Source organism: Sphingomonas sp. VDB2, assembly GCF_047946695.1.
Taxonomy (GTDB): domain Bacteria; phylum Pseudomonadota; class Alphaproteobacteria; order Sphingomonadales; family Sphingomonadaceae; genus Sphingobium; species Sphingobium bisphenolicum.
Map to the genome: position 1 here is coordinate 3,563,941 of NZ_CP159615.1, position 26,618 is coordinate 3,590,558.

Sequence of the window (26,618 nt, forward strand, 5' to 3'; positions counted from 1 at the left end):
AGGAATATATATGCGTAACTTCATTTCGATCGCGGCGCTCGCCAGTGCCAGTGTCATCGCGCTGACGGCGCCCGCCATGGCCCAGGATGCTGCTGCGCCTGAGCAGGCGGCGCCCGACGCCAATTCGGACATCATCGTCACCGCTCAGCGCAAGGCCGAGAAGGTGACGGAGGTACCCATTTCCATCACCGTCGCCAACCAGGCCCAACTGGAACGGCAGCAGGTCAATACGGTCAACGACCTCAGCCGCATCGCGCCGTCGCTGGAAATCCAGCAGGCGCCCGGCCAGAATACCGGCGGCGGCGGCGCGATCCGTGGCATCGGGACCCAGACTTTCTCGGCCGGCGCGGTCGCTTCGGTCGGCGTCGTCGTCGATCAGGTGAGCCAAGGCAATGCCAACATCTCCGACCTGTTCGACGTGTCGCGGATCGAAGTGCTCAAGGGGCCGCAGGGCACGCTCTTCGGCCTCACCACCTCGGCCGGTGTCATCAATATCACCACCAACGCGCCCGATCCCAACGGCTTTTCTGCGCGCGTCCGCACCGAATTGTCGGATGCCGGCACTGCCGGTTCCAAATTCGGCAATCAGGTGATTCAGGGCGTGGTCAACATCCCGCTGGCGTCGAACGCGGCCATTCGTGTGTCGGGCGTCACCAACCTGCGCCAGGGCGTCAACCGCAATACACTGACTGGTAACTACAACGACAATGACCGTTATGGTCTGCGCGGTCGCCTGCTCTGGGAACCGACCGAGCGGCTGACCGTCAACCTGATCGGCGACTATAGCAAGAGCCGGGCTGAAAATGGCGGCGACTTCTTTACCTTCGTCAAGACCAGCGGACCGGGCACGGCACTGGGCGGCCTGCTCCAGGATGGCCAAGGCATTACGGCGCGCCTTGCAAGCTGCGGTGTGACGCCGGGCGAGGGCAATCGCAACTATTGCTCCAGCAGTGCCTATGTCGGTCGTTCGGAAAATTACGGCGGTTCGCTTCAGATCGATTATGAAGCCGATCCGTTCACACTGACCTCCGTCACCGCCTATCGCAAATCGAACGAGACCGGCTTTGGCGCAGCGACCGACGTGTTCCGCGGCGAGCCGCTGGAACTGCAGGTCGGCAATGGCGCCGTGAATCGTCGGCTCAGCCTGTTCACGCAGGAATTCCGGGTGTCTTCGCCTGCGGACCAGTTCCTGGAATATACGCTCGGCGCCTTCTATTCGAACCAGAAGCAGTTGCGCGATCCCGAAACCCTGTCGGTCTCGGTCGTGCCGTTCCCCGGCTTCGTCATTCCCATCGTGCGGAATCCTGGCGCCGACGTCGCAATCAAGGACGAATCGCTCGCCTTCTTCGGTCAGGGCACCTTCCATCTGTCGCCCAGCCTGCGCCTGATCGCCGGTGGTCGCTACACCACCGACCGCCTGTCGCTCGACTATTATAACTATGCGACTCCCGCCGATCCGTTCACCAGGACGGTCCTCGACGTTCAGAAATTCTCGTGGCGTCTGGGTGCGCAATATGACCTCGACCAGCGGACGATGGTCTATGCGACCGCATCGCGCGGCTTCAAAGGGGGCCAGATCGCAACCCCGTCGGCCCCGCTCCAGCCGTTCGTCGTGCTGCCGGAAATTCCGATGGCCTATGAAGCGGGGCTCAAGAGCACCCTGTTCGGCGGCTGGGTGGCGGATCTCAGCGTCTTCTATCAGAAGATCAAGAACTTCCAGGCGCAACAATGCACGGTCGATAGCACAGCGGTCATCTCCTGCGTGCAGACCAACATCGATGGCGTGAAGTCCCGCGGCGCGGAAATCAACTTCTTCGGCAAGGTGTTCGACGGCCTGTCTTTGAATACCGGCTTCATCTATGCCAAGGCGACCTATCCGAAGGGCTTTATCGGCACTGATGGGACTGACATCGGCCGCAGCCAATTGGCCTATGCCCCGAAATATAAGTTCACCCTGTCTGGCGAATATGAAGTGCCTGTCACCAGCCGCTTCAACGGTTTCCTGGCCGCGGATACGGTCTGGAAGTCGCGGGTCCGCTATGAAGCCAATTCGAACAGCGAAACCACCTTCCGTTCGCACTGGCTGGTCGGCGGTCGCATCGGCGTCCGTACCGAGGATAATCGCTACAGCGTCGCGGTGTTCGGCCGCAACCTGTTCGACGTGCACGAGCCCTCGCTGATGCAGAGCAGTTTTCCCTATACCACCGATAGCGGAGAGCAGAATATTGGCGCCATCTACGGTCCGCAGTCCTTCCGTCAGGTCGGTATCAGCTTCGACGCCAAATTCTGATGCGATAAGGCAGGGCGGCGCAGGTGACGCCGCCCTGCCTCTTTTTTGTCAATCGTGGCGGTCAGGGATGCGGGAATGAACCAGATCAGACAATCGATCGCCGCCATGGGCACCCACCTTGGCCCGGACGTTCTCGCGCAATGTCGCGCCCTGTTCGATGCCGACCAATCCGCCCTGCGCGAGCAGGTGCCGGTGACGGTCGCGGATATCGCCTATGGGCCGCATGAGCGACATCGCCTCGACCTGTATCGGCCGCAGGGCAGCAATCTGGCGCCCGTCCTCGTCTTCGTCCACGGCGGCGGCTTCCTCAAGGGCGACAAGGGCGGCGTCGATGCCTGGCCCAACGCAAATGTCGGTCGCATGGCGGCACAGGCCGGGTTTGTGGGGGGCGTCATCAACTATCGCCTCGCACCGGACAATGTCTGGCCTGCCGGATCGGAAGATGTCGCGGCCGTCGTCGCCTGGCTCAAGGCGCATGCGGCGCAGTATGGCGGCGATCCGGAGCGGATCGTGCTGATGGGCACGTCCGCCGGTTCGGTGCATGTGGCGGGCTATCTGAAACTGGCCGGCGTCCGCGATATTCGCGCCGCAATCCTGCTCTCAGGTCTCTACGGCTACACGCCGCTCGATGAGCGCGACACATATTATTATGACGACCCGGCGCTCTATCCCGACCGGATGCCGCTGGATGCGGTCGCCTCCACCAGCCTGCCCCTGTTCCTGGCCTGCGCCGAGTTCGATCCGCCGCGCTTTCAGGCCGAGTTTCTGGGGCTGATGCGGGATCGCCTCACCCGCCACGGCGCCATGCCGCGGGCCTTCATCCATTCGGGCCATAACCATTACAGCATGGCCATGCACCTTGGCACCGCCGACCGGCGGCTATCGGACGAAATCTGCGCTTTCGTGCGCGAAACCACCAAATCATAATCAGGAGAAACAGATGCTCGATCGCAGGACGCTGCTCGCGACCGGAATCGCCACCGGGGCCATGATGGCCGCTCCCGCTATGGCCGCGCGCAAGGCGGCCGCCAGCCCCGGCTTCCCCAAGGGCTTCTATTGGGGCGTCGCCACCGCGCCGCACCAGATCGAGGGCAACAACATCGCCAGCGACCTGTGGTTTATCGAAAACCAGCAGCCGACCGTCTTCGCCGAACCATCGGGCGATAGCTGCAACAGTTTCGAACTGTGGGAAACCGACCTGGATCTGGTCAAGGGCATGGGCCTCAATGCCTATCGCTTCGGCATCGAATGGGCGCGGATCGAGCCGGAGAAAGGCCTCTTCTCCCAAGCGATGCTGGCCCATTACAAGGCGATCATCGACGGTTGCCTCCAGCGCGGTCTGGCGCCGATCGTGACCTTCAGCCATTTCACCGCGCCGCGCTGGTTCAGCGCGCAGGGCGGCTGGACCAACCCGGAAAGCGCGCAGTTGTTCGCCCGCTATTGCGACAAGGCGATGCGCGCGCTGGGGCAGGGGATCGCCAGCGCCATCACCTTCAACGAACCCAATATCCTGCTGCTTTTGAAGCCCATGCTGCCGCCGCAGGTGTGGGACATCCAGAAACTCACGCTGGAAACCGCGGCCAAGCGCCTGGGCGTGCCGAAATTCGTCGCCGCCAATGTCGCCGGGGTCGAGGATCTACCAGCGTTGCAGGCCGGTCTGGAGGCGGCACACAAAGCGGGCAAGGCCGCGATCAAGGCGGTACGTCCCGACCTGCCTGTCGGCTTCTCTCTTGCATTGATGGATGATCAGGCGGTCGGCAGGAATTCGATGCGCGACCGGATGCGGAAGGAATTGTATGGCAACTGGCTGGACATCGCCAAGGCCGACGACTTCATGGGCGTTCAGAATTACGAGCGCGCGCTCTGGGGCGACAAGGGTCGTCTGCCGACGCCCGCCGGTTCGATCGTCAATTGGTCTGGCACCGAAGTCTGGGCGCCCTCGCTCGCGGGCGCGGTCCGCTACGCCCATGCAGCGACAGGCGTGCCGATCCTGGTGTCGGAACATGGCGTCGGCACGACCGACGACACCATCCGCGCCACATTCATCCCCGCGGCGCTCGCCGAACTCAAGAAGGCGATGGACGACGGCGTGCCGGTGCTGGGCTATTGCCACTGGTCGTTGCTCGACAATTTCGAATGGATATTCGGCTATAAGGTCAAGTTCGGCCTGCACAGCGTCGATCCGGTCACCTTCGCCCGCACCGCCAAACCAAGCGCCGCCGTCTATGGCGCGATCGCCAGCCGCAATGCGGTCTAAGGAGAGAAAGACATGAAGCGTATCGCCGCCGCTGTCGCCCTTGTACTCGCGGTTCCCGCCATCGCCCAGATGCCGACGCCGGTTCCCGCCGAAGCCCCCGCCGATCCGAACGCCATTCCACTCTATCCGGACATGAAGGCACCCAAAGGATCGACCGAAAATTGGGTGCGTTTCGGTAAGGATCTGGCGGTGCGCAATGTCACCGTGCCGACCATCACGCCTGTCCTGCCCGATCCCGCCAAGGCGACCGGGGCGGCGGTGGTGGTCGCGCCCGGCGGCGCCTTCATGCTGCTGGCGATGGATCATGAGGGCTGGAGCGTCGCGCGCTGGCTCGCCGATCACGGCATCGCCGCCTTCGTCCTGAAATATCGGCTGAACCAGACCCCCGCCGACATCGGCGAAGCGTCCGCCTATATGGGCAAGCGCATGGCGGAGTCGCTGCGCGATCCGACTGCCGCGCCGGGAATCACTGAACCGCGCGCAACGCTGGATGCGCTGGCGGCACTCAAGCTGGTGCGCGCCGGCGCCGGCAAATGGGGCGTCGATCCGCAGCGTGTAGGCATGATCGGTTTCTCCGCCGGTGCGATGACTGTGCTCAACGCAGCGCTGGAAGGGAAGGGGAGCGATCGCCCATCCTTCATCGGCTATGTCTATGGCCCCATGCTGGCGCGCGAGGTGCCGGCCGATGCGCCGCCCATGTTCGCCGCCATCGCCAATGACGACAGCCTCTTCCCCAATCCCTCCTACGGCCTGGTCGAAAGCTGGCGCCGCGCCCATGTGCCGGTCGAACTGCACGCCTATGAACGTGGCGACCATGGCTTTGGCACGGGCAAGCCTGGTACGACGACCATGGGCGTGTTGCCGCAATTCCAGGCCTGGCTGGACATGCGCGGACTGCTGAACGCGAAGGCCGCGCAATGAGCGCCGCGCCGGCCTTGCCGATCGCGCGCGAGGCCGGCATCGGCTTTGCGATCAATGCGACCCTCAGCCTGGCCTTCTTCCTCGGCATTGTCGGGATGGTTGCGCGCCCGCTCACCTGGGGCGCACCCGATGCGCTGAGCCTCGACTTCGTGCCGCAGAGCATCGCCGTTGCACTCATGAGCGCGCTCGTCCCGTCTTTGATCGCACGCAAGCGGCTTGGGCTGGCCATATCGGTCCGCACCATCCTCCTGCGCGCGTTCGGCTTTGCAATCGGTGGCGCGGTGCTCGGCGGTCTGCTGGCCTGGGCGACCGACGCTGCCGCTCTACCGCCTATCGGCTGGGGACAGGCACTGGCGCTGAAATTGCTCTACGGCGGATCGCTGGGCGCCCTCATAACAACCCTGGCTCTCAAGAGGATGACCCGATGATCCGTTCTATGATGACGCTGGCGCTGATGCTCGCCACGCCCGCGATGGCGCAGGACGTGCGCATGGAAACGGTTCCGTCGCAGGGGCAGGAGGGGGCGATCGCGCTCTATCCGGACCAGCCCGCAGTGAAGGCTGGCAACGACGAGCAATGGTCGAGCATGCATGTTCGGATCGGCGCGAACAGCATCGACAATATCATGGTTCGCAACGTCGTGCGCCCGACCATTACGCCCTATCTGCCCGATCCCGCCAAGGCGACCGGCGCGGCGGTAGTGGTCGCGCCCGGCGGTGCATTCCTGTCGCTGTCGATGACGGGCGAAGGCAGCGATATCGCGCGCTGGCTGGCCGACCATGGCGTCGCCGCCTTCGTGCTGAAATATCGTCTCAACGAAACGCCGCGCGACGATCAGGCTTTCCTGGGCGTAATGGGGCAGCGTTTCTCGGCCGCTGCGCAGTCCAACGCGACGCCGGAGGTCAAGGAACCCCGCGCCACGCAGGATGCGTTGCAAGCGCTTGCCATCATCCACAGCCGCGCTGCGGATTGGCATGTCGATCCGGCGCGGATTGGCATGATCGGCTTTTCGGCGGGTGCCATGACGACGCTGAACGCGGCGCTGGAGGGCAAGGGCGACCAACGTCCCGCCTTTATCGGCTATATCTACGGCCCCATGATCGACATCGCGGTGCCCGCCGATGCGCCGCCCATGTTCAATGCTATCGCGATGGATGACGGCCTGTTCGCCAAGCAGGGCTTCGGCATCGTCGAAGCCTGGCGCAGGGCGAAGCGGCCGGTCGAACTCCATGCCTTTGAACGGGGCGATCATGGTTTCGGTGCGGGTCGGCCGGGGACGACGACGGCGATGCTCCTGCCCGAATTCCTCGCCTGGATGGACATGCGCGGCCTGCTCGGCACGCGCTGATTTTCGCAAGGATTGCTCATGACGCGTAAAGCTCTTCGCCTCGCCGCCCTGCTGGCCTGCGCTTCCTTCGCCGCACCGCTTCGGGCCGACGAACTGGCCGACGGCTTCCGTAATCCGCCGCAATCGGCGCGCCCGCGCGTCTGGTGGCACTGGATGAACGGTAATGTGACCAAGGACGGGATCGACAAGGATCTCGACTGGATGGCGCGCATGGGCATTGGTGGCGTCCAGAATTTCGACGCCAGCCTGATGACGCCGCAGATCGTCAAGGACCGGCTGATCTACATGACGGACGGCTGGAAGGACGCCTTCCGCCATGCCGTCCGGACCGCCGACGCGAAGGGGCTGGAATTCGCCATCGCCGCCTCGCCGGGCTGGAGTGAGACGGGCGGTCCCTGGGTCAAGCCGCAGGACGCGATGAAGAAGCTGGTCTGGAGCGAAACCGACCTGCGCGGCGGCCAGCGCCTGAAGAGAGCGCTGGCCGCGCCGCCCTCCATTACCGGCGCGTTCCAGAGCGTGAAGTTCAGCGATCCGCTCGCCGCCGGCGAGGAAACAGGCGCGCTGCCCAGCTTCTATGCCGACGCGCGCGTCCTTGCCTATCCGATCAAAGCCAGCCTTTTGTCGCAGCCGCGCGTCTTTCAGGCGGACGGAACGGCGCTCGCCGCAGCGCCGTTGTTCGATAACGACCTCGAAACCGTGGGGCAGATCGCCAAGGGCGACGCCGCTAATCCGGGCGGGCTGATCCTCGACTATGGCAAGCCCGTCACCATCCGTTCCGCCAGCCTGTTCGTGCCCCATGCCCGGCCGCCTTTTGGCGATCCGGTCTATCGCCCGATGCTGGAGGCGGAAACGGTGCAGGGCTGGCAGCCGGTCGGCCGCTTTTCCCTGACCGAAGTGTCGGCGACGATCGGCTTCGCGCCCGTCACCGCCCGGCGCTTCCGCCTCGTGCTTTCGCCCAACGATGGACCCAAGTCGCTTGGGCTGGGCGACGGCGCGCCGGGGGCGATCATGCTCGACGTGTTCGGGCGCCCCGCCAGCGCGACGCTCGGCATCGGCGACCTGCGTCTGTCTGCCGAGTCGAAGATCGACCAATATGAAGCGAAGGCCGCCTACGCCACCGCGCCCGACTATAACAGGCTGAGCGAGAGTGTCGTGCCCACGGCGATGGCTATCGACCCCGCCAATGTCGTGGATATCACCGATCATCTGCGTCCCGACGGCACGCTCGACTGGACCGCGCCCAAGGGTAGCGACTGGCGCATCCTGCGCATGGGCTATTCGCTGACCGGCAAGATGAACCATCCCGCCACGCCCGAAGCGACCGGCCTGGAGGTCGATAAATATGACGCCGCCGCCGTCCGCCGCTATCTTGAAACCTATCTCGGCATGTATCGCGATACGGTGGGTGCGGAATGGATCGGCAAGAAAGGCATCCGGGCGCTGCTGACCGACAGTATCGAGGTCGGCGCATCCAACTGGACCCCGCGCATGGTCGAGGAATTCAAGGCCCGGCGCGGCTATGACCCGACGCCGTTTCTGCCCACGCTGACCGGCGCAGTGGTCGGCTCCGCTGCGCGCAGTGACGCCTTCCTCCATGACTATCGCCAGACACTCGCCGACCTGCTGGCCCACGCCCATTATGGCACGGTGGCACAGGTGGCGCATGAAAACGGTCTGACCGTCTATGGCGAGGCGCTGGAAAACGGTCGCCCGGTGCTGGGTGACGATCTGGCCATGCGGTTCCATACCGATGTGCCGATGGCGGCGATGTGGACCTTCAACCGCGGGGCCGCGCCGCGCCCGACGCTGATCGGCGACATGAAGGGGGCGGCGTCGGTCGCCCATATCTATGGCCAGAATATCGTGTCGGCGGAGTCCATGACATCGGCCTTCGCGCCCTGGGCCTTTGCGCCGTCGGACCTGAAGCGGGTGATCGATCTGGAGTTCGCATCGGGCGTCAACCGGCCGATCGTCCATACCTCGGTCCACCAGCCGGTCGACGACAAACTCCCGGGTCTCAGCCTCATGATCTTCGGCCAATATTTCAATCGGCATGAAGTCTTGGGCAGAAATGGCCAAGCCCTGGGTCGATTATATGGCGCGCACCGGCTATCTGTTGCAGCAGGGGCGCGATCATGCCGACCTCGCTTATTTCTACGGCGAGGACGCGCCGATCACCTCGCTGTTCGAACATGGCGTGCCCGTAGATCTGCCGACCCGTTACGCCTATGACTTTGTGAATGCCGATATCATCGCCAACCGCATGAGTGTGGACGATGGCGAATTGGTGGCCGGCAACGCCCGTTACCGCGCGCTCTATCTCGGCGGATCGAGCCGGGTGATGACGCTGTCAACGCTGCAACGGATCGCCGGGTTGGTCGATGCGGGGGCGACCGTGATCGGCGAAGCGCCCGAACGCGCGCCGGGCCTGCAGGATGACGCCGCCGCGTTCAAGGCGCTCACGAGGCGTCTCTGGAGCGGCGCTCCGCAAGGCAAAGGGCGCGTGATCGCCAGCAGCGACGTCGAAGCGGCGCTCGCAAGCGCTGGTACCGGTCCGGACTTCCGCATCGGCGATGGCGCACAGGACGCAGACTATCGCTTCGTCCATCGCAAACTGGCCGATGGCGACCTCTATTTCGTCAACAACCGCACGTCCAAGGCTGGCCATATCGAGGCGCGTTTTCGCGTGACCGGCAAGCAGCCCGAAATATGGCGCGCCATCGATGGTACGGCATCGCCCGTATCCTATCGCACCGAAGGCGGCGAAACGGTGATTCCGCTGGATGTCGGCGCGGAGGACGCCTTGTTCATCCTGTTCCGCAAGGCTGCGGTGGCGTCGTCCGTCACCATCGCGGCCAAGGCCACCCGCTCGGTCGCAACGCTAACCAGTCCCTGGACCGTCAGCTTCCAGTCCGGTCGAGGCGCGCCCGCCAGCATCGCCATGTCGACCCTGACGCCGCTCGAAAGCAATGCCGACAAAGGCGTGCGCTATTTCTCCGGAATCGCGACCTACGCCACGCGCTTTGCCTTGCCCAAAGGGGCGAAGTCCGGCGCGCCATTGTGGATCGATCTCGGCAAGATCGGCGACCTGGCCGAGGTGCGCGTCAATGGCAGACTGGCCGGCACGAGCTGGTTCGCGCCCTATCGCCTGGACATCGGCAAGCTGGTGAAGCCGGGCAACAACCAGTTGGAGGTCAAGGTCGCCAACCTGTGGGTCAATCGCCTGATCGGCGACCAGCAACCCGGAGCGGAGAAGATCACCTTCACTGCTGCCCCGACCTACAAGCCCGATGCGCCGCTACGCCCGTCCGGCCTGATCGGGCCGGTGCAGTTGCTCGCCGAATGAACCCTAATGATCGAGCGTCTCGCCGTCCCGCAAGGATGGCGGGCGCTTGACCTTCTTGATCTGGCGCAGGCCCAGGAAAACCGCGCCGATGATCGCGGGGATCAGGGCCAGGTCGATCCAGCCGGGCAGATGGGCGCCCTGATGCTCGATCGCCTCCTTGAGATGATGCCACAGGCCCAACGCATAATAGCTGATCGCCACCACCGACAGCCCCTCGACCGTATGCTGCAGGCGCAGTTGCAGCCCGGTGCGCCGGTCCATCGACGCCAAAAGGTCGCGATTGCGGCGCGCCAGGGCGGTATCGACTCGCGTCCGCAGCATCGCGCTGGTCCAGGCGGTGCGCTGCGACAGATCCTCCAGCCGCCGGCCGAACGCGTCGCAGGTCCGCATCGCGGGCAGCAGCCGCCGTTCGGTGAAATCGTCGAGCGAGCGATAGCCGCGCACCGGCGCGACATCCAGACGGCGAATGCGGTCGAAGCAGAGTTCCGCATAGGCATGGGTCGCACTCATGCGATAGCGAGTGCGGGCGACGATCTGCGCCAGTTCGGCGCTGAGCGATGAGATATCCTCCAGCACGGCGTCGGCGTCCGCCTGCGGCTCCGCCACGCGTGCGGTGACATCGGTCAGGCGTTGCTCCAATCTGGCCAGGACCGGGGTCGCCTGCTGCGCTTCGGGCAGGCCAAGCAGGGCGATCTTGCGATAATTGCCCAGTTCCTGGAGCCGTTGCACCAACAGCGACGCTTCGGCGCCTTCCAGTCCTCGATCCTGAATCAGCAGTCGGCCGAACCCATTGTCGTGCAGCCGGAAATCGCCCCAGATGCGCGCGCGTCCTTGCGCGATGTCCGAGATGATGAGGTCGTCCGAAGCGAAATGCGCGGCGATGGTCGCGTTGGACGGCTCGTTCCTGGTCAGGGCGATCTGGGTCGATCGGATGATCCGCCCCGGTAGCTGGTCGATCCAGTGCGATACCGGCAGGAAGGGCGCAAGGTCGAACGGCTCGCCATAGCCGTCGGCGATGAAGCTGTAGGTGATGAACTCGCTGTGGCGTTCCCAGGAAAACCCCAATGCGCCGACGCGGCAGGCAAAGAAGCGGTCGTTCGCATCGGGGGAGGCGCCGTTAGGGGGTAATAGGCCTTGCAGAGCGGGGACGCTGTCCCGCGCCTCCTGCTCATCGACGATCATCACGAACTGTACGGCGCGTGCAGGAGTGTCGAGCCGCGGCATCTTGCGGATATGCATTTCGCGCGAGAGCGATGCGCGCAGGGCATGGCTGCGCTGCGCCAGGTTGGGAAATGGGCCATCGCCCGCCTGCATGACCGCGTCCGTCATCGTCCAATCCCCCTCGATCCATTTCGGTTTATTTTAGTCGGACTAATGGGGTTTGGGCAATTGGCTGGATCCAAAGAATGAGGATGGGGCGATCGTCAGATGCGGCGGGCGATGGCGCCGGCCGCCCACCCCATGCCCACGGCCATGGCGATCGCTACCAGGCCGTAGACGAAGGACCAATGTTCGGCCGCGGTAGCCATGAATTGTTCGAAGCCGGATTTGCGCACGGTGATGTCGCGCACCGCGGCGGCGACCACTCGGCCGTCCTGCACCAGGAAGGTCTCGGCCGTATAATCGCCCACGATGACGCGTGCCGACAAGGGCAGGCGTGCGCGATACAGGACGCCATCGGTGATCTCCACCGTGCCTGGCCGTTCGACGAACAGGCCGGATCGCGCTCGCAAATCGACCAGTCCCAACTGAAAGCGGGACAGTTCCGCGCTTTCATTCAGCGAGGAGGGGGAGAGTTGCAGCTTGTCGACGCCCAGTTCGTAAATGGCGGCGGTGCGTTCATCGACGATCCGGTCGATCGGACGCGACGAGGCCATGGCGTAGAAGCTGGGGGCGGAACGGAAGCGGGCGGTGTCGGCATTCACCCATATTCCGGCGACCTTCTGCTTTTCGCGCATGGTGATCGATTGTTCCGGTCCCTTGAGTATGACGACGATGTCCGCCGGCTTGTCGGGACGCCGCCCGTCGGGATAGACGATCGCGCCGAACAGCAGCAGGTCCGCGCCGGTGAAGCTATACTGGATTTCCACCTCGCGCTGGGACACATCCGGCACCAGTTGCGGTTCGTCCGCCCCGATCAGCGCCACCGCGGCGGGCAGGGCGAGCAAGATAGGCCAGCGACGCATCAGCGCACCTCGATCGTGTAGATTTCGTCGGGTCGCCATCCCAGCCCCAGCGCCATCCGGGCCGCGACCAGCAGCACGATCGCGGCCAGCAATATGCGCAGATATTCGGGACGGATCGACATGGAGATGCGGGTGCCGATCTGCGCGCCGACCACACTGCCAATCAGCAGCAGCAGCGCCAGCACCAGGTCCACCGCCTTGGTCGTCATCGCGTGCATCATGGTCGTCGCCATGGTCACGAACAATATCTGGAACAGGGAGGTGCCGACCACCGACTGCGTGGCCATGCCCAGCAGATAGAGCATGGCGGGCACCAGGATGAAGCCGCCGCCCACGCCCAGCAACATCGTCAATATTCCGGTCGCCATGCCCAGCAGCAGCGGCGCGAGCGGCGAGATATAGAGGCCGGAGCGGTAGAAGCGCCACCGCATCGGCAGCGCCGCCACCAAGGGATGGTGGCGCCGCTTGCGCGCCGGCGGACGTTTGCCGGTCTTCAATGCGATCAGTGCCTGGATCAATTCCTTGGCCATCAGCGCGCCGATGCCGCCCAGCATCAGCACATAGAGGATGCCGATGACGGTATCGATCTGGCCCAGATATTGCAGCAGGCGAAAGATGAAGACGCCCAAGCCAGCGCCGATCACACCGCCCGCGATCAGCACGCCGCCCATGCGGAAATCGACGGTGCCGCGGGACATATGGGTGAACACGCCGGACACGCTGGCGCCTGTCACTTGCGATGCGGCTGAAGCGGCGGCGACAGTCGGAGGGATGCCGTAAAAGATGAGCAAGGGCGTCGTCAGGAATCCGCCGCCGACGCCGAACATGCCGGACAGCAACCCGACGACACCGCCCAGGCCGATGATGACAAGCGCATTGACCGACAGATTGGCTATAGGCAGGTAAAGATCCATGCCTGCCGGAGGTAGCGCCAACGGGCAGCGATATAAAGCGGCGATGGCGTCAGGCGATTAAAAATCGGCGGCGAGAGTGATGGCGAGGCCCGATCCCGGACGGGCGTCCCCCGCGATACGTTCGCGCCATTCGACGGCGATCCGGGCGCCGACGTTCGGCAAGGGCAGGCGGAATTGCACTTCGGGGCCGATGTCCAGCCTGTTGATGCCCGGTTGGGTACCGCCCGACAAGGCTGCGCCGACCCGCATGGGGGATCGCGCCAGTGGGGTGGAGAGCGAGAATTTACCGTCGATGAAAGCATCTCCCCGCCTGAAGCCCACTATTCCGGCTTGGCTATAGCCCTCCGCTACCACTGCCGGCGCGATCGCCACCGGGCCAAATCCTCCCACCACCATCACCGCATTGGCGTTGCGCGCGCCGGTGCCGAGCGCGATGCGCCGTTCGACCGCGAGACGAATCGGGACCGCGCGGACCGGCTGGATCGACAGTCCGATCGCGCCTTCGGGCGCCGCCGGGTGCTGGAGCGCGCTGGTCAGGCGGCCATAGGCGACGGTTCTGCTGGCGGCGCGCGGCGTCAGATCATAATCCACTCGAAGCCCTGCCTGCGAGCCGCCGAGTTGCCCCGTCGACACCGTCCCGCTCGGGCTGGCACTTCCTTGGCGCCACAGCAGCCACGCGGCGGCGTGCCATCGATCCTGCGTCTTTTGCTCGACCATGAGAGGAGGCGGGCTGGCTGACGGCATCTGGAAACGGCTCATATAGGCCGGGTCGCTGGCATAATGGCGGTTGGCGAACGCCACGGTGAAGGTGATGAAATCCATCAGATCGACTGGCATGGCGCTGTCGATGTCGGCAGGCGCTCGCGCGACAGATATCTGCATATTCGCTGTGCTCGCTTGCGTGGCGATCGGTGGCGGCGGTAGCGCAGTCGGTCGGATGGGTGGTTGCACGACCGCCACGGCGCTGGAGGCGAGCAGCCCTTGCGGCAGAAGCGCTGGTGACGAGATATGACGGATATCGGCATATTGCCGTTCCGGCGGCGTGACGCCTCGCTGACCCAGCAGACGGATAGCAACCCAACCCACCAACACCATGACAAAGAAACGCAACGGGCGTCCGCTGGCGGTGCGGTTCATGGATCGGTCTTCAGGTCGGGGAAGCGATGCTGGGTCTTGTCCCAGCTCAGCGGCTTGCCCAAGAGCGATTTGCCATAAAGGAAGACAGCTCGTCGGGCCGCCAATATGGCGATGTAGTTGGCGATGACGGTGCGGGGTATCGCCATCAACCCATGGCGCCAGCCATAGGCCCGGCCGACAAACAGCGCGCGCATGGCTGCCCGCCACCCCATCAAGCCCATGTTGAGCCACAGCAGGGCATCGACGATGGGCGAGCGGAGCGGGAGGGATAGCGGCAGGAACAGGCCCAGCGCGACGATCAGTCCCCACAGGATTAACGCCAGATAGGCGGCGAACAAGACGAGCGCGGCCATGGTGGCGCGCCGGTCGCGGATGCGCATCCACCATTCGGCGGGACCGCCATGCCAGCCCATGCGGTCCCAACCCGCCAGCGATATCCCCACCATCCAGCGGGCCTTCTGCCGGACGGCGGCCTGGATGCTGTCCGGAAAATATTCGCGCGTCGCAACCAGCGCTCCGCTCCGGTCGCGCATACGGACGAACACGCCGCGCCCGCCCATATCGGCGATCCGCAGACCCGCTTCATAATCCTCCGTCAGCGACGATGGATCGAAAGGGCCGCCATGGATTGGATCGGACAGACGACCGAGCGTCGCCCGCTCGAAAGCACATGCCACGCCGGCCGATGGGATCGACGCGCCGAGCGCTTCGCGCACCGTCAGCGCTTTCCCATGATTTTCGGCAAATTCGTCGCCATAATGATTGGCGATCGCGCGCGCTAACCATGTGCCGCGACCAGGGAGTGGCAGGACCGGCAACTGGACCAGGGCGAAGCGGTCGATCATGAAGTCGAACAGCCGGATTTCTTCGGCATGGACCACGTCTTCGGCATCGTGCAGCACGATCGCCTTGAACGCTCTGCCCGTGCGCGCTTCCTCCGCCAGCATGGATCGCCACAGGATGTTGAGGCAGTCCGCCTTTGTGCTCGGTCCCGGTTTGGGGTTCATCCCCACGACGATTCGCGGTTCCCCGGCGGCGATGGGCGCGACCGCTTCGAGCGTGTCCGGGTCGTTCGGGTAGAGGCCGACGAAGATCCGGTAATCGTCGTTAGGCCAGCAGGCGAGCGCGTAGCGCAACATGGGACCGATGACTTCCGCTTCGCGCCAGGCGGGGATGAATATGGCGATGCGGCCTGGTTTTGCCGAAGCGGGCAAGGTCGCCGTGCTCATGCGCGGGTGACGGGCATAGATGGCGATGTTGCGCCAGCAGCGACGGGCCAGAAACAGAAGATCGACCAGCAAATCGTCCAGCCCGCCGATTGCAAGTCCGACAACGGCAAAAAGCAGGATTTCCCTGTGCAGAGCCAATAGGCCTGCGGCCACCACGTCTCCCACGACTTGACCCCCATCCCCCTATGCGAGAGAGGATGCCATTTGCGTCACATCGTTCCAAGTCTTTTGCATATTTTACGCAGAAGCCCTTGGAAATCCTGGCGAAGGCATGGGTTTTTGCCTTCGCCGGTGCAGCCGAAAGGACAGACAGGCATGAATCGACCGCCGCGATCCGCATTGCGCGATTTTCTGACGGGGGAAACCGGCGGGGCGATATTGCTGATGATTGCGGCTGGCGCGGCGATGATATTGGCCAATCTGCCGGGCGCGACCGGGCATCTCTACCATGACATGCTCCATGCGCCGCTGGGGCCGACATTGTCGTCGCGGATCGGGCCTATGACGCTGCATCTCTGGATCAACGACGGGCTGATGGCCATTTTCTTCCTGGTGGTCGGGCTGGAGATCAAGCGCGAGTTCCTGGATGGCGGCCTGTCCACCTGGGACAGGCGACGCCTGCCGATCCTGGCGGCGGTCGCAGGCATGGCCGCCCCGGCACTGGTCTATCTACTGGTTACGGCCGGGCGGCCGGCGCTGGGCAATGGCTGGGCCATTCCGGCGGCAACCGACATCGCCTTCGCCATTGGCGTGCTGGCGCTGCTGGGCCGTCGCGCGCCAGCCTCGCTCAAACTGTTCCTGACCGCCGTCGCCATCGTGGACGATATGGGGGCGGTGGCCATCATCGCCCTTTTCTACAGCCATGGCCTTGATCTGGCGGCGCTGGCGGGCGCTGCGGGCGTGCTGGCGCTGATGTACGGCCTCAATCGTGCGGGGGTGAAGGCGCTGGCCCCTTATCTCCTGGGATTTGCCCTGCTGTGGTTCCTGATGCTGCTATCGGGCGTCCACGCCACGGTTGCGGGCGTGCTGGCGGCGATGACGGTGCCCGTGCGCTGCACACCAGGCGCCCCCGATGCGGCGGACAGTCCCCTGCACCGGCTGGAACATGCCATCCATCCTTGGAGCGCCTATCTGATCGTCCCGCTATTCGGGTTCGCCAATGCCGGGCTCAGCCTAGGCGGGGAGGCATTGGCGATGCTGTTCGCCCCCTTGTCGCTGGGCGTCGCATTTGGCCTGTTCCTGGGTAAGCAACTGGGCATTTTCGGTGCGGTCTGGGCGGCAGTACGCCTGGGATTTGCGGAGCGCCCGGCCGGTGCAAGCTGGAGCCAGATCTATGGCATGGCGATGCTATGCGGCATTGGCTTCACCATGAGCCTGTTCATCGGCGCGCTCGCCTTTCCCGGCCAACCCCTGCTGGTCGAGGAAGCGAAGGGAGGGATATTGCTGGGATCCTTGTTGTCCGCTCTATCGGGATATGCGGTTTTGCGCTGGATTGCGCGCCCGGCCGCCTCGGCGGCGCGATAAGTGGGTTCGCCAACGGGTAGCGGCAGTGCTAGTCTATAAGTGCTGATGTTGCGAGTCGTATGCAGCCTTGGCCAATCGACCAATCTCTTCGAACTTGGACGGGAGGAGGGCGACTATGGAGATGGACGTCAACTACCTGCTGCACCGCCAGCAGATGTCGCTGATACGCGCGCAGTCCAGCCGATCGGACAAGGGGCGAGACGCTTATGAAAGCCTTGCGCAAAGCTATACTGATCGGATCGATGCCTATCGTCGGGAAAATGAACGGCTGATCATCCACGCGCATTGACCGATCGGGTCAACGTCGCTGGATCAGCCTGTCGATCGCCAGACGATGGGTCGCGTCGTCGCCGCATTCCCGTTCCAGGACAGTCTTGATCCGTTGCAGTTCCGCTTCGGTCAGATGCTCGATGCCGATGAAATCGTTGCGGGCGTTTTCGACCGCCCGGATCAGTTCGTCCAGCTTCGCCTGAATCGCCGAGCCATCGCGGTTTTGCGCATTCTGGATCAGGAACACCATCAGAAACGTGATGATGGTGGTGCCGGTGTTGATCACCAACTGCCACGTATCGGAATAATGGAAGACCGGGCCGGTCGCGAGCCATAGAATGACGGTGCCCAATGCCAGGACGAAGGCGAACGGCTGACCCGCCCAGTTGGCGACCCGGTGCGACATCGCTGCGAAAATCCGATCCATGGTTGATTCTTTCGTTTGCAAAACCGATGCATTTATCCCCTGTTCAGCCCGGCGCGGCCATGAAAAGCGTGATGCGTTTCATTTCTTCCCGCGCCTTGATGGCCGTCGCCCTTCTCCCCCTTTCCGCCTGCGCCAGCTTGTCGCCCGAATCACGTCTTCGGGCGGGGCTTGAGGAGGCTGGCCTTTCGCCACGCATGGCGGGATGCATGGCGGAACGGATGGCCGACCGGCTGAGCCTGACCCAGTTGCGAAGGCTCCAGTCGCTCGCTTCGCTCCGCAAGTCTCACAGCAGCAAAATCTCCGTAGATCAACTGTTGCACAAGGTGCGGGCGTTACAGGATCCTGAGATTTTTGCGGTTACCAGTATATCGGCGCTGGCCTGCACAGTCTGATCGCTTTTGCGGATGAAGGGGCCGATCGGCTTTACCGGCTTTGCAATTTTGCAAAGTGATTTTGCGAAATTTTCTAGCGCCTCGCTTTTGGCTGTGCTTATCCGCTGACATCAGATTTCAGCGAAAAGGGCAGCCCCTATGAATATTCATGAATATCAGGCGAAGGAACTGCTCGCGAAATATGGCGCGCCGATCGCGGCCGGCTATGCCGCTTTCTCGGTCGAGGAAGCCGTCGAAGCCGCCAAGAAGCTGCCCGGACCGCTTTATGTCGTGAAGTCGCAGATCCACGCCGGTGGCCGCGGCAAGGGCAAGTTCAAGGAACTTAGCGCAGAAGCCAAGGGCGGCGTCCGCCTCGCCTTCAACCTGGATGAGGTCAAGGCCCACGCCACCGACATGCTTGGCAATACGCTGGTCACGATCCAGACGGGTGATGCGGGCAAGCAGGTCAACCGCCTCTACATCACCGACGGCGCCGACATCGCCAAGGAATTCTACCTGGCGCTGCTGGTCGATCGCGGCAGCAGCCGGATCGCCTTCGTCGTGTCCACCGAAGGCGGCATGGACATCGAGGAAGTCGCCCATTCGACCCCGGAAAAGATCCACAGCTTTGCGGTCGACCCGGCCGCAGGTTTCCAGCCGCATCACGGCCGTTCGATCGCCGCAGCGCTCGGCCTGACCGGTGACCTCGCCAAGCAGGCGGCCAAGGTCGCCTCGTCGCTTTACGCCGCGTTCCTCGACACCGATGCCGAACAGATCGAAGTCAATCCGCTGGCGCTGACCGAGCAGGGCAATCTGCTGGTGCTGGACGCCAAGGTCGGTTTCGACGGCAACGCCATGTTCCGCCACAAGGATATCGCCGAACTGCGCGACCTGACCGAGGAAGATGCGGCCGAAGTCGAGGCTTCCAAGTACAACCTCGCCTACATCAAGCTGGACGGTAACATCGGCTGCATGGTGAACGGCGCTGGCCTGGCCATGGCGACGATGGACATCATCAAGCTGAACGGCGAATTCCCCGCAAACTTCCTGGACGTCGGCGGCGGCGCCACGACCGAGAAGGTGACGGCGGCGTTCAAGATCATTCTGCAGGACCCGGCGGTGAAGGGCATTCTGGTGAACATCTTCGGCGGCATCATGAAGTGCGACATCATCGCCAATGGCATCGTCGCTGCCGCCAAGGAAGTGAACCTGTCGGTGCCGCTGGTCGTCCGTCTGGAAGGCACCAACGTCCAGCAGGGTAAGGACATATTGGCTTCGTCCGGCCTGGCCATCGTCCCCGCGGACGACCTGGGCGATGCAGCGAAGAAGATCGTGGCGGAAGTGAGGAAGGCGGCCTGAGGCACGACCCCACCTAACGAGATACGCCATGGGGCGTGGGTGGTCCGGAAACGGGCCGCCCACGTCCTTGTTCGCGTTGGCGGGCGATGGCGTGAAACTGGAGGATGTTGGAAATGAAGATCCTTGTGCCCGTGAAGCGGGTCATTGACTATAATGTGAAACCGCGCGTGAAAGCGGACGGGACGGGCGTCGATCTGGCGAACGTCAAGATGAGCATGAACCCGTTCGACGAAATCGCGATCGAGGAAGCCATCCGCCTGAAGGAAAAGGGCGTGGCGACCGAGGTGATCGCGGTGTCGATCGGCGTCGCCAAGGCGCAGGAAACGCTGCGCACGTCGCTCGCCATGGGCGCGGACCGGGCGATCCTGATCCAGACCGATGATGAAGTCGAACCGCTGGGCGTGGCCAAGCTGCTCGCCAAGGTGCAGGAAGAGGAAGGCGCTGGCCTCATCATCCTGGGCAAGCAGGCGATCGACGACGACAGCAACCAGACCGGCCAGATGCTGGCCGCGCTGCTGAACCTGCCGCAGGGCACGTTCGCGTCGAAGGTCGAGGTTGCCGACGGCAGCGTCAACGTGACCCGCGAAGTCGATGGCGGGCTGGAGACGGTGAAGCTGTCGATGCCGGCGATCATCACCACCGACCTGCGCCTCAACGAGCCGCGCTATGCGTCGCTGCCCAACATCATGAAGGCCAAGTCCAAGCCTTTGGCGCAGAAGACCCCCGCCGATTACGGCGTGGACATCAGCCCGCGGCTGGAGACGCTCAAGGTCGCCGAACCGCCCAAGCGCTCGGCCGGCGTCAAGGTCGCCGACGTCGATGAACTGGTTGCCAAGCTGAAAGCGCTGGGAGTTGCCGCATGAGCAAGACACTTGTTTGGGTTGAACATGAGGGCGGCGCCGTCAAGGACGCGACCCTTTCCGCCATCACCGCCGCCGCCAGGCTGGGCGAAGTGCATCTGCTGGTCGCGGGCCAGGGCGTCGATGGTGTCGCTGCCGCCGCCGCCAAGATTGCGGGCGTGGGCAAGGTCCATGTCGCCGACGACGCGGCCTATGGCCATGCGCTGCCGGAAAATGTCGCGCCGCTGATCGTCGAACTGATGGGCCATCACGACGCCTTCGTCGCGCCGGCGACCAGCAACGGTAAGAATATCGCGCCGCGTGTCGCCGCGCTGCTCGATGTCATGCAGATCAGCGACATCCTGTCGGTCGAGAGCGAGGACACGTTCACGCGCCCGATCTATGCCGGTAACGCCATTGCCACCGTCAAGAGCAAGGACGCCAAGAAGGTCATCACCGTCCGCGGCACGGCCTTCGAAAAGGCGGATCGCGACGGCGGCAGCGGTGCGGTGGAAGCCGTCGCCTCGACCGGCGACAAGGGGCTGTCGAGCTTCGTCGGCGCCGAGATCGCCAAGCTGGAGCGTCCCGAACTGACCAGCGCCAAGATCATCGTGTCGGGCGGTCGTGCGCTCAAGGATGGGCCGACCTTTGAGGAAGTGATATTCCCGCTCGCCGACAAGCTGGGCGCCGCGGTTGGTGCGAGCCGCGCGGCGGTCGACGCGGGCTATGTCCCCAACGACTATCAGGTTGGCCAGACGGGCAAGATCGTCGCGCCCGAAGTCTATGTTGCCGTCGGTATCTCCGGGGCTATCCAGCATCTGGCGGGCATGAAGGACAGCAAGACCATCATCGCCATCAACAAGGATGAGGATGCGCCTATCTTCCAGGTGGCGGACATCGGCCTGGTCGGGGATCTGTTCAAGGTCGTGCCGGAACTGACCGGCAAGCTCTGACCTTGCGAGCGATCGGGAAAAGGGCGCGGCCAGCGATGGCCGCGCCCTTTTCCTGTCATTCGCAGTTGATGTCGTTCTTGTCGATGGCGCGGCCCGCCAAGGCGCCGCCCGCGCCGCCCAGGATGGTGCCCAGCGTCTTCGAGCCGCCCGGTGCGATGATGTTACCCAAGACGCCGCCAGCAATCGCGCCGACAATCGTGCCAGTGGTACCGTCGTCGCGCTTGCAATAATAGCGGCCGTCACTGTCGCGGTAAATCTGGTCATTGTCGCGGATCGGACGGCGATGATGACGGGGCGGGCCGCGGCGGTCACTGGGGCGGTCATAGCCATAGCCGCCACCGCCGCCATTGTCAGACATACAGGCGCCAAGCGGTAGCATCGCCAGCATGGCGACGGCGAGAATGGGTTTTTGCACGGGGTCTCTCCTTCTTTTGTTACCCTGCTGGCTGCAACAACCCGGCGCAGCGGCGGTGGTTGCGTGGCGGTAACAATTTCGAGGTGAAAAGAAGACCGCCCGCTGCGGCCGCGAGAGGGGGAGCGGCTGCTAGCGGGCGGTGACCGGCGACGAGCGGGGGACTGGGCCGCCGGATGGGGATAGTGGGTTAGTTGGGCAGCGGCCGGTTGATCGCGCCGGCCGACGTGACGAGCGGCGACGTATCCGCCGTAGTGCGTTCGTCGGCCAGGCTGGTCTTGGCGTCGTTGTAGCGGGTGACTAGGTCGTTCTTGAATTCGGTCAGCTTGCCTTCGTCGTAGAGTTTTTTGCCGACATAGCCGGCGATGGCGCCGAAGATCAGGGTGCGGATCATGGGATGCTCCATTGTTGCGGGTTCGGGGAGATAACCGGCGGCGGGGCCGGGGGTTCCAAGCCGCATTGCCTGGACGGCCGCTTTTGCTAGGCTTGCGACGGACGGTGCGTCGGGGGAGCCGAATGTCGGGATTCGATCTGGTGTTCGCGGCCTTCGGGCTGTTGCTGGGGCTGGCGATCAGCGAGGTGCTGGGCGGCTTTTCCAGGGCGCTCAAGCTGAAGCGGGGCGCCAGGGCGGTGCGGATCGGCTGGCTGACGCCGCTTCTGGGGCTGTTCGTGCTGCTCGACCTGACCAGCTTCTGGCTGACGGCATACGAGGCGCGGGCGCAGATGGACGCCAATTATCTGACGCTGACGGCGGTGCTGGCGCTGGTCGGGGTCTATTATCTGGCCGCGACCCTGATCTTTCCCGACGAACCGGAGGAATGGCCCGATTTCGATCATTGGTACGACCGGCACAAAAGGCTGGTGATCGGCGGCGTGCTGTGCGCCAATATCGGCAGCATCATCGGCCAGATCGCGCTGGAAATCTATCGGCCATCGACCGGGCCGGCCCTGAGCGCAGATGCCGATTATTGGATGGGGCTGGCGCTGCTGGGGCTGTTCGGGGCGCTGATCGCCCTGCTGTTCGTGCGCCATCGCTGGATCAACGGCGCGCTGCTGGTCGCGCTGATCGCGATCTTGCTGGTCGGCTCGGTCTATATGGACCAGCAGCCGTAAAAGGAGGCGGGCGCCGGAGCGCCCGCCATCCCCGTTTATTCGGCGTGCTGAAGATTGACAGCGGCCATCTTGCCACGACGGTCCTGCTCCAGATCGTAGGAGACGCGGTCCTTTTCGCGCAGCGTGGCGAGGCCAGCGCGCTCGACGGCGGTGATGTGGACGAACGCGTCCGGGCTGCCGTCATCGGGAGCGATGAAGCCATAGCCCTTGTCGGCGTTGAAGAATTTGACGGTTCCGACGATGCTCATGGTAGTTCCTTCTTTCGTGCGGCGCGGCCCGTGTGGTCGCACCGGATCGCTAAAGGGGCAGGGAAAGAAGGAAACAGGTGCCGCAAAGCGCCGAGAACCGTCGATTTGCGACTGTAGCATCCCCCACATAGGGCATGGGGGGCTAAATAGCAAATAGGGGTGGGGCGTGAACCCGATGGCGGATAGGCGGCCACTGTCGCACCTGTCCCCCCGCAGGAAGAAAGGCCCCCTTCGACTGCCTGCCTGCGGCAGTCGCTCAGGACAGGCTTCGACAGGCTCAGGGCGAACGGAGGGAGGGGCGCTCCCGCTTTCACAGGCAACCTTGATGGCATGATGCACATCCCGCCATCATCCCGCCCCGGCCGTCACCGCCGCGCGTCCCGCGTCCTGCGCCAGGACGAAGCCGAAGAAATCGTCGCGGGCGAGGGCGGCGGCCTGTTCATAGGGGCGGCGTTCGGCCTCCTGCTGGGCGGCGATCGCCTCTTCCTCCGCCTCCGTCAGGTCGCGCTCATAGTTATCGACGTCGTAGATGCTGTCGCTGGCGTTGCCGTCAAAGTCGGGCGGGGGCGGGAAATCGGTGCGCCAGCGGTCCAGCCGGTCGTCCCACCAGAGGCCGCGCAGCCGATGGGCGGCTTCGTCCGGCGGGAGATCGGTAAGATTTGGGGGCGGCGGAGGGCGAAGTTCACACCGTTCATCATCGACGGAAAAGTGCGGGTTTTGCGGTTTGTGCAGCGCCATGCGCGCGGCGACGAAGAGGGCTGCCGATGCGCCGGAGGAGAGGGGTGTTTCCGCGTCGACCGGGGCGGGCGTATCGGGCATGGAGCCGTCATAGAGGGTGGCGTCGTCCATGGTTCGTGCGGCCGGTTCCGCGCCGGTACGGGGGAGGCCGAGACGGTCGGCTTCGGCCTGGGCGTCGGCTTCCGGGCAGAGCATGTCGCAATAGGCGGCGAAATCCTGCGCGACGACGCGGGCGAGCGCGGCGTCGGACCCTTCGGCCGGGCAATCGGCCATGCGATCGAGCCGGGCGAGCATCGACATGGCGAGCCGGTTGTCGTGGCGGTGGCGGGTGATTTCATAATTATCGGGATCGCGGCGGATGGTTTCCTCCGTCCCCATGATGGCGCGGGCGAGCAAGGTATCGGCCAGCCGCGCGCGGGCGATCAGGATCGCCGCGTCCCAGCCCAGGCGAAAGGCCGCGCCGTCGCGGCGGATGCGCAGCGCGTAGGCGGAGCGGGTGGTGATGAACACGGCTTCGCAGGCGAGGCGGATGACGCCGGTCGCGGCGAGGACTTCGAGAAAGCGGCGCTGGCGCGCGGGGCTCCAGCCATCGACGCGGCTTTGCGGCGCGGGGGTGGGGGTGGGGAGGATGGGGTCGTGATAGGACATGGGTCGCGTGCCTCCGGCTGAGGGGTTTGCCGGGAGGATGGACAGAAAAGGGGCGTGTAGGACAGCGGAATAGGATTTTTAGGGAAGGTCAGGGATTGTCGATCGGCCAGCGGGTTTCGCGCGCCTTGCTGCCAAGGTCGATGAGATCGTCATTCGGGCTGCCGGATCGGGCGAGCCGGACTTCGCCGTCCGAGCCAAGAGATTCTTCCCATGGCTGGGCGCGCCGTTCCTGCTTCCTGTGTTGATAGGTTTCGTTGCGGACGCGCTTCATGCGCCGCCAGAGGAGGGGCATGGCGACGAACGGCAGCGCCAGGCAGCCGAAGAAAATCCCGAGATTGATAATGTCGTTCATATGCGGCCCCGGATATCTTCAGGGATATTGCTGGCGACTATGGTGGAGCGCAAGTATCTGAATCCGGTCGGCCATGACGCGATAGACGAGGATATAGTTGGGATGAACCACAGCCTCCCGCGTGCCGGGAACGCGGCCGGGACGGTGAAGATAGGGATGGTCGGACAGGCGATCGGCCGCGTACCGGATCGCAGCGCCTATGCGGTCGGCCGCCGCCGGATTCCGTATTTCGATATAGTCGATGACGTTTTCGAGCTTGTGCAGAGCGCTGGCTCTCCAGACGACTGGCAGCACTATGCTGTCTTACGTCTGTCAGTCTTTTTGCGGCGGTCGATAATGGCCTGCATCCGGGCCATCGCTTCGTCATGGGGGATGTCGGGTTCGTTCGATGCCATGGCGGCTTCGACCTCCGCGCGGAACCATGCGTCATAGGCTTCCGCGTCTTCGGTCGTCGCGAACTCGGACTCGATGGGGGTGAGCTTGGTCATGAGGGGAGTGTAGCAGATGGGTGCGGTGGGGCCAATCGGGGTGCGGCAGGTTGGTCCGATATGGATTAAGTTTGGAAGGATTTGTGGGTTGAGTAAGCTGTTGCCGTAATTTCAATGTCAGCAAGGTGCTTGCTGTAGGGCGGATTCCCACAAAATTGGACTGGGACGGCTCTACATAAATAAGGAAGAACGCGAGGTTATTGACGCATTCGTTATGCGCAGCCAATAATGGAGAGGGAGTTGTGGGTTTTTGTTGGGGGCGCGCGTGGAGATTATAAAATTCACGTTTGACGGCAAGTTGGCGTCCCAGCATCGAATGGATTTCTATGAATCCGCTCGATTTCAATACTCGGCATCGAGGCTCCTTGTTAAACTCGACAACTTCAGAAGAACTGGTTCTTTTCCAAAGAAAATAACGTATAATAATACGCCAGATATTCTAATTCTCCCTACTCGACGCGGAAGTTTTGGAATCGACGTAATCATCCCTGTTCTACAAGCTGCTGCGCCGGTAATTTATGAAGCTCCATTGGGGGCTATGTTGTCCTATGTAATTGATCGAGTATTTTCACCTGCGGATGATGATGTCATAAAATCTGCATTAGCGAATAATGACCACCTTCTCGATGTTTTTGAACGAACTATAGAAGGTAGAGATGAAGCCTTAGCTCGCACACTCGAAATGTTGCAAAGGCGGATGGACAATGACGATGATATAGACCAAAAAATCTGGTCATTGTATGAACGGCTTTTAGCAGATCAAGAAAGGAAAGCTCTTTTAAGTGATGAGAGGGCGGTCCTGCAACGCATTCCGGCAGACGACGAGGCGGAACTGATTACAATGGCTGCGCCTCTCCTTAAAGAGATGAACGTTCCTCTTCGACGCAGTGCGAGAAAAGTAAATATATCCGCCACTGCGAACGATAACGAAACCAGAATTTTGTATGCTAACAAATCTATGGCAGATGCTGTAGATACTCAGAAGGTTGATAGGCGGCTGACAACCATCGATATTAATATAGTCCAGTTCAATAAAGAGAGTGGTTGGGGAAAATTCGAGAACGACGAATGGGATGGGCGGCCATCATTTTCAATTCCTGGAGAAATGTTGGACGATCTAAAGCAATTCGCGGTGAACGCGATGCATAAAGATATGGTTGAAGTTGATTGCTACTTTGTTCGAAGTGCTGCGGGTGTGCCTCAAAGAATACTTGTTACGGACATCCGTGAAATCGAGGAATAGGCGCG

Annotated in this window: 27 protein-coding genes and 1 pseudogene; 15 read left to right on the top strand and 13 right to left on the bottom strand. The window is 63.3% G+C overall.

Annotated features, from left to right (window positions below; all coding sequences use genetic code 11):
* Positions 1-10: 10 nt before the first annotated feature.
* The 7 genes and pseudogenes from ABT375_RS17775 (at position 11) to ABT375_RS17805 (ending at position 10,162) form a co-directional block, all read left to right on the top strand.
* A complete protein-coding gene (locus tag ABT375_RS17775) occupies positions 11-2,290 on the top strand; it encodes a TonB-dependent receptor (protein WP_416463520.1) in 2,280 nt (759 codons plus the stop codon).
* Between the two features lie 75 nt (positions 2,291-2,365).
* Complete coding sequence (locus tag ABT375_RS17780; RefSeq protein ID WP_416463521.1) at positions 2,366-3,217, top strand: alpha/beta hydrolase; 852 nt, start codon at positions 2,366-2,368, stop codon at positions 3,215-3,217.
* Positions 3,218-3,230: 13 nt separating this feature from the next.
* The gene (locus ABT375_RS17785) at positions 3,231-4,547 is read left to right on the top strand and encodes a family 1 glycosylhydrolase (RefSeq protein ID WP_416463522.1); all 1,317 of its coding nucleotides are present in this window, start codon (positions 3,231-3,233) and stop codon (positions 4,545-4,547) included.
* Positions 4,548-4,559: 12 nt separating this feature from the next.
* A complete protein-coding gene (locus ABT375_RS17790; protein WP_416463523.1) occupies positions 4,560-5,468 on the top strand; it encodes an alpha/beta hydrolase in 909 nt (302 codons plus the stop codon).
* Complete coding sequence (locus ABT375_RS17795; protein WP_416463524.1) at positions 5,465-5,896, top strand: hypothetical protein; 432 nt, start codon at positions 5,465-5,467, stop codon at positions 5,894-5,896. The genes ABT375_RS17790 and ABT375_RS17795 overlap by 4 nt, the downstream gene beginning before the upstream one ends.
* Positions 5,896-6,816: an alpha/beta hydrolase gene (locus tag ABT375_RS17800; RefSeq protein ID WP_416464935.1), complete on the top strand. Its 921-nt coding sequence runs from the start codon at positions 5,896-5,898 to the stop codon at positions 6,814-6,816. Before ABT375_RS17795 ends, ABT375_RS17800 begins: the two co-directional genes overlap by 1 nt.
* 18 nt (positions 6,817-6,834) lie before the next feature.
* A pseudogene (locus tag ABT375_RS17805) lies at positions 6,835-10,162 on the top strand (glycosyl hydrolase).
* Between the two features lie 3 nt (positions 10,163-10,165).
* On the opposite strand, the gene ABT375_RS17810 reads toward ABT375_RS17805, so the two are convergent.
* From ABT375_RS17810 to ABT375_RS17830, 5 genes are all read right to left on the bottom strand, one after another.
* Positions 10,166-11,491, bottom strand: coding sequence for a DUF3422 domain-containing protein (locus tag ABT375_RS17810; protein WP_416463525.1), 1,326 nt, complete (start codon positions 11,489-11,491; stop codon positions 10,166-10,168).
* Between the two features lie 95 nt (positions 11,492-11,586).
* Positions 11,587-12,348, bottom strand: a complete 762-nt coding sequence (locus tag ABT375_RS17815; RefSeq protein ID WP_261935298.1) for a TIGR02186 family protein — start codon at positions 12,346-12,348, stop codon at positions 11,587-11,589.
* Positions 12,348-13,262, bottom strand: a complete 915-nt coding sequence (locus tag ABT375_RS17820; protein ID WP_416463526.1) for a sulfite exporter TauE/SafE family protein — start codon at positions 13,260-13,262, stop codon at positions 12,348-12,350. The genes ABT375_RS17815 and ABT375_RS17820 overlap by 1 nt, the downstream gene beginning before the upstream one ends.
* Before the next feature lie 57 nt (positions 13,263-13,319).
* Positions 13,320-14,399 carry a hypothetical protein gene (locus ABT375_RS17825; RefSeq protein WP_416463527.1) on the bottom strand — a complete coding sequence of 360 codons (1,080 nt, stop codon included), beginning with the start codon at positions 14,397-14,399 and terminating at the stop codon, positions 13,320-13,322.
* Complete coding sequence (locus tag ABT375_RS17830; RefSeq protein WP_416464936.1) at positions 14,396-15,784, bottom strand: glycosyl transferase family protein; 1,389 nt, start codon at positions 15,782-15,784, stop codon at positions 14,396-14,398. The genes ABT375_RS17825 and ABT375_RS17830 overlap by 4 nt, the downstream gene beginning before the upstream one ends.
* A 159-nt stretch (positions 15,785-15,943) precedes the next feature.
* Between ABT375_RS17830 and nhaA the strand changes: the two genes are divergently transcribed.
* A complete protein-coding gene (nhaA, locus tag ABT375_RS17835; protein WP_416463528.1) occupies positions 15,944-17,152 on the top strand; it encodes a Na+/H+ antiporter NhaA in 1,209 nt (402 codons plus the stop codon).
* Positions 17,153-17,267: 115 nt separating this feature from the next.
* Positions 17,268-17,441: a hypothetical protein gene (locus tag ABT375_RS17840; protein WP_224548504.1), complete on the top strand. Its 174-nt coding sequence runs from the start codon at positions 17,268-17,270 to the stop codon at positions 17,439-17,441.
* A gap of 9 nt (positions 17,442-17,450) precedes the next feature.
* On the opposite strand, the gene ABT375_RS17845 is transcribed toward ABT375_RS17840, so the two are convergent.
* Positions 17,451-17,849, bottom strand: a complete 399-nt coding sequence (locus ABT375_RS17845; RefSeq protein ID WP_224548505.1) for a low affinity iron permease family protein — start codon at positions 17,847-17,849, stop codon at positions 17,451-17,453.
* A gap of 71 nt (positions 17,850-17,920) precedes the next feature.
* Here ABT375_RS17845 and ABT375_RS17850 point away from each other — a divergent pair, with 71 nt between their 5' ends.
* From ABT375_RS17850 to ABT375_RS17865, 4 genes are all read left to right on the top strand, one after another.
* Positions 17,921-18,241, top strand: a complete 321-nt coding sequence (locus ABT375_RS17850) for a hypothetical protein (protein ID WP_416464937.1) — start codon at positions 17,921-17,923, stop codon at positions 18,239-18,241.
* Positions 18,242-18,379: 138 nt separating this feature from the next.
* Positions 18,380-19,579, top strand: a complete 1,200-nt coding sequence (gene sucC, locus ABT375_RS17855) for an ADP-forming succinate--CoA ligase subunit beta (protein WP_416463529.1) — start codon at positions 18,380-18,382, stop codon at positions 19,577-19,579.
* 113 nt (positions 19,580-19,692) lie between these two features.
* On the top strand, positions 19,693-20,442 hold the full coding sequence (locus ABT375_RS17860) for an electron transfer flavoprotein subunit beta/FixA family protein (protein ID WP_416463530.1): 750 nt from the start codon (positions 19,693-19,695) through the stop codon (positions 20,440-20,442).
* Entirely contained in the window at positions 20,439-21,371 is a 933-nt protein-coding gene (locus ABT375_RS17865; RefSeq protein ID WP_416463531.1) for an electron transfer flavoprotein subunit alpha/FixB family protein, read from the top strand. Before ABT375_RS17860 ends, ABT375_RS17865 begins: the two co-directional genes overlap by 4 nt.
* Before the next feature lie 55 nt (positions 21,372-21,426).
* On the opposite strand, the gene ABT375_RS17870 is transcribed toward ABT375_RS17865, so the two are convergent.
* Both ABT375_RS17870 and ABT375_RS17875 read right to left on the bottom strand, forming a co-directional pair.
* Positions 21,427-21,786 (bottom strand): glycine zipper 2TM domain-containing protein, encoded by a 360-nt coding sequence (locus ABT375_RS17870; protein ID WP_224548509.1) that lies wholly within the window; start codon positions 21,784-21,786, stop codon positions 21,427-21,429.
* Between the two features lie 187 nt (positions 21,787-21,973).
* Positions 21,974-22,177, bottom strand: a complete 204-nt coding sequence (locus tag ABT375_RS17875) for a hypothetical protein (protein WP_261935292.1) — start codon at positions 22,175-22,177, stop codon at positions 21,974-21,976.
* Positions 22,178-22,299: 122 nt separating this feature from the next.
* On the opposite strand from ABT375_RS17875, the gene ABT375_RS17880 reads away from it, so the two are divergent.
* Positions 22,300-22,896 (top strand): hypothetical protein, encoded by a 597-nt coding sequence (locus tag ABT375_RS17880; RefSeq protein WP_224548511.1) that lies wholly within the window; start codon positions 22,300-22,302, stop codon positions 22,894-22,896.
* 35 nt (positions 22,897-22,931) lie between these two features.
* On the opposite strand, the gene ABT375_RS17885 is transcribed toward ABT375_RS17880, so the two are convergent.
* From ABT375_RS17885 to ABT375_RS17905, 5 genes are all read right to left on the bottom strand, one after another.
* Positions 22,932-23,144, bottom strand: a complete 213-nt coding sequence (locus tag ABT375_RS17885) for a cold-shock protein (protein WP_066603914.1) — start codon at positions 23,142-23,144, stop codon at positions 22,932-22,934.
* A gap of 348 nt (positions 23,145-23,492) precedes the next feature.
* Positions 23,493-24,530, bottom strand: coding sequence for a hypothetical protein (locus ABT375_RS17890; protein WP_416463532.1), 1,038 nt, complete (start codon positions 24,528-24,530; stop codon positions 23,493-23,495).
* An 88-nt stretch (positions 24,531-24,618) separates the two neighbouring features.
* Complete coding sequence (locus tag ABT375_RS17895; RefSeq protein ID WP_416463533.1) at positions 24,619-24,882, bottom strand: hypothetical protein; 264 nt, start codon at positions 24,880-24,882, stop codon at positions 24,619-24,621.
* A gap of 18 nt (positions 24,883-24,900) precedes the next feature.
* The gene (locus ABT375_RS17900) at positions 24,901-25,176 is read right to left on the bottom strand and encodes a type II toxin-antitoxin system RelE/ParE family toxin (protein ID WP_416463534.1); all 276 of its coding nucleotides are present in this window, start codon (positions 25,174-25,176) and stop codon (positions 24,901-24,903) included.
* Positions 25,176-25,370, bottom strand: a complete 195-nt coding sequence (locus ABT375_RS17905) for a stability determinant (protein ID WP_416463535.1) — start codon at positions 25,368-25,370, stop codon at positions 25,176-25,178. The genes ABT375_RS17900 and ABT375_RS17905 overlap by 1 nt, the downstream gene beginning before the upstream one ends.
* Positions 25,371-25,686: 316 nt before the next feature.
* Here ABT375_RS17905 and ABT375_RS17910 point away from each other — a divergent pair, with 316 nt between their 5' ends.
* The gene (locus ABT375_RS17910; RefSeq protein WP_416463536.1) at positions 25,687-26,613 is read left to right on the top strand and encodes a hypothetical protein; all 927 of its coding nucleotides are present in this window, start codon (positions 25,687-25,689) and stop codon (positions 26,611-26,613) included.
* Positions 26,614-26,618 lie beyond the last annotated feature (5 nt).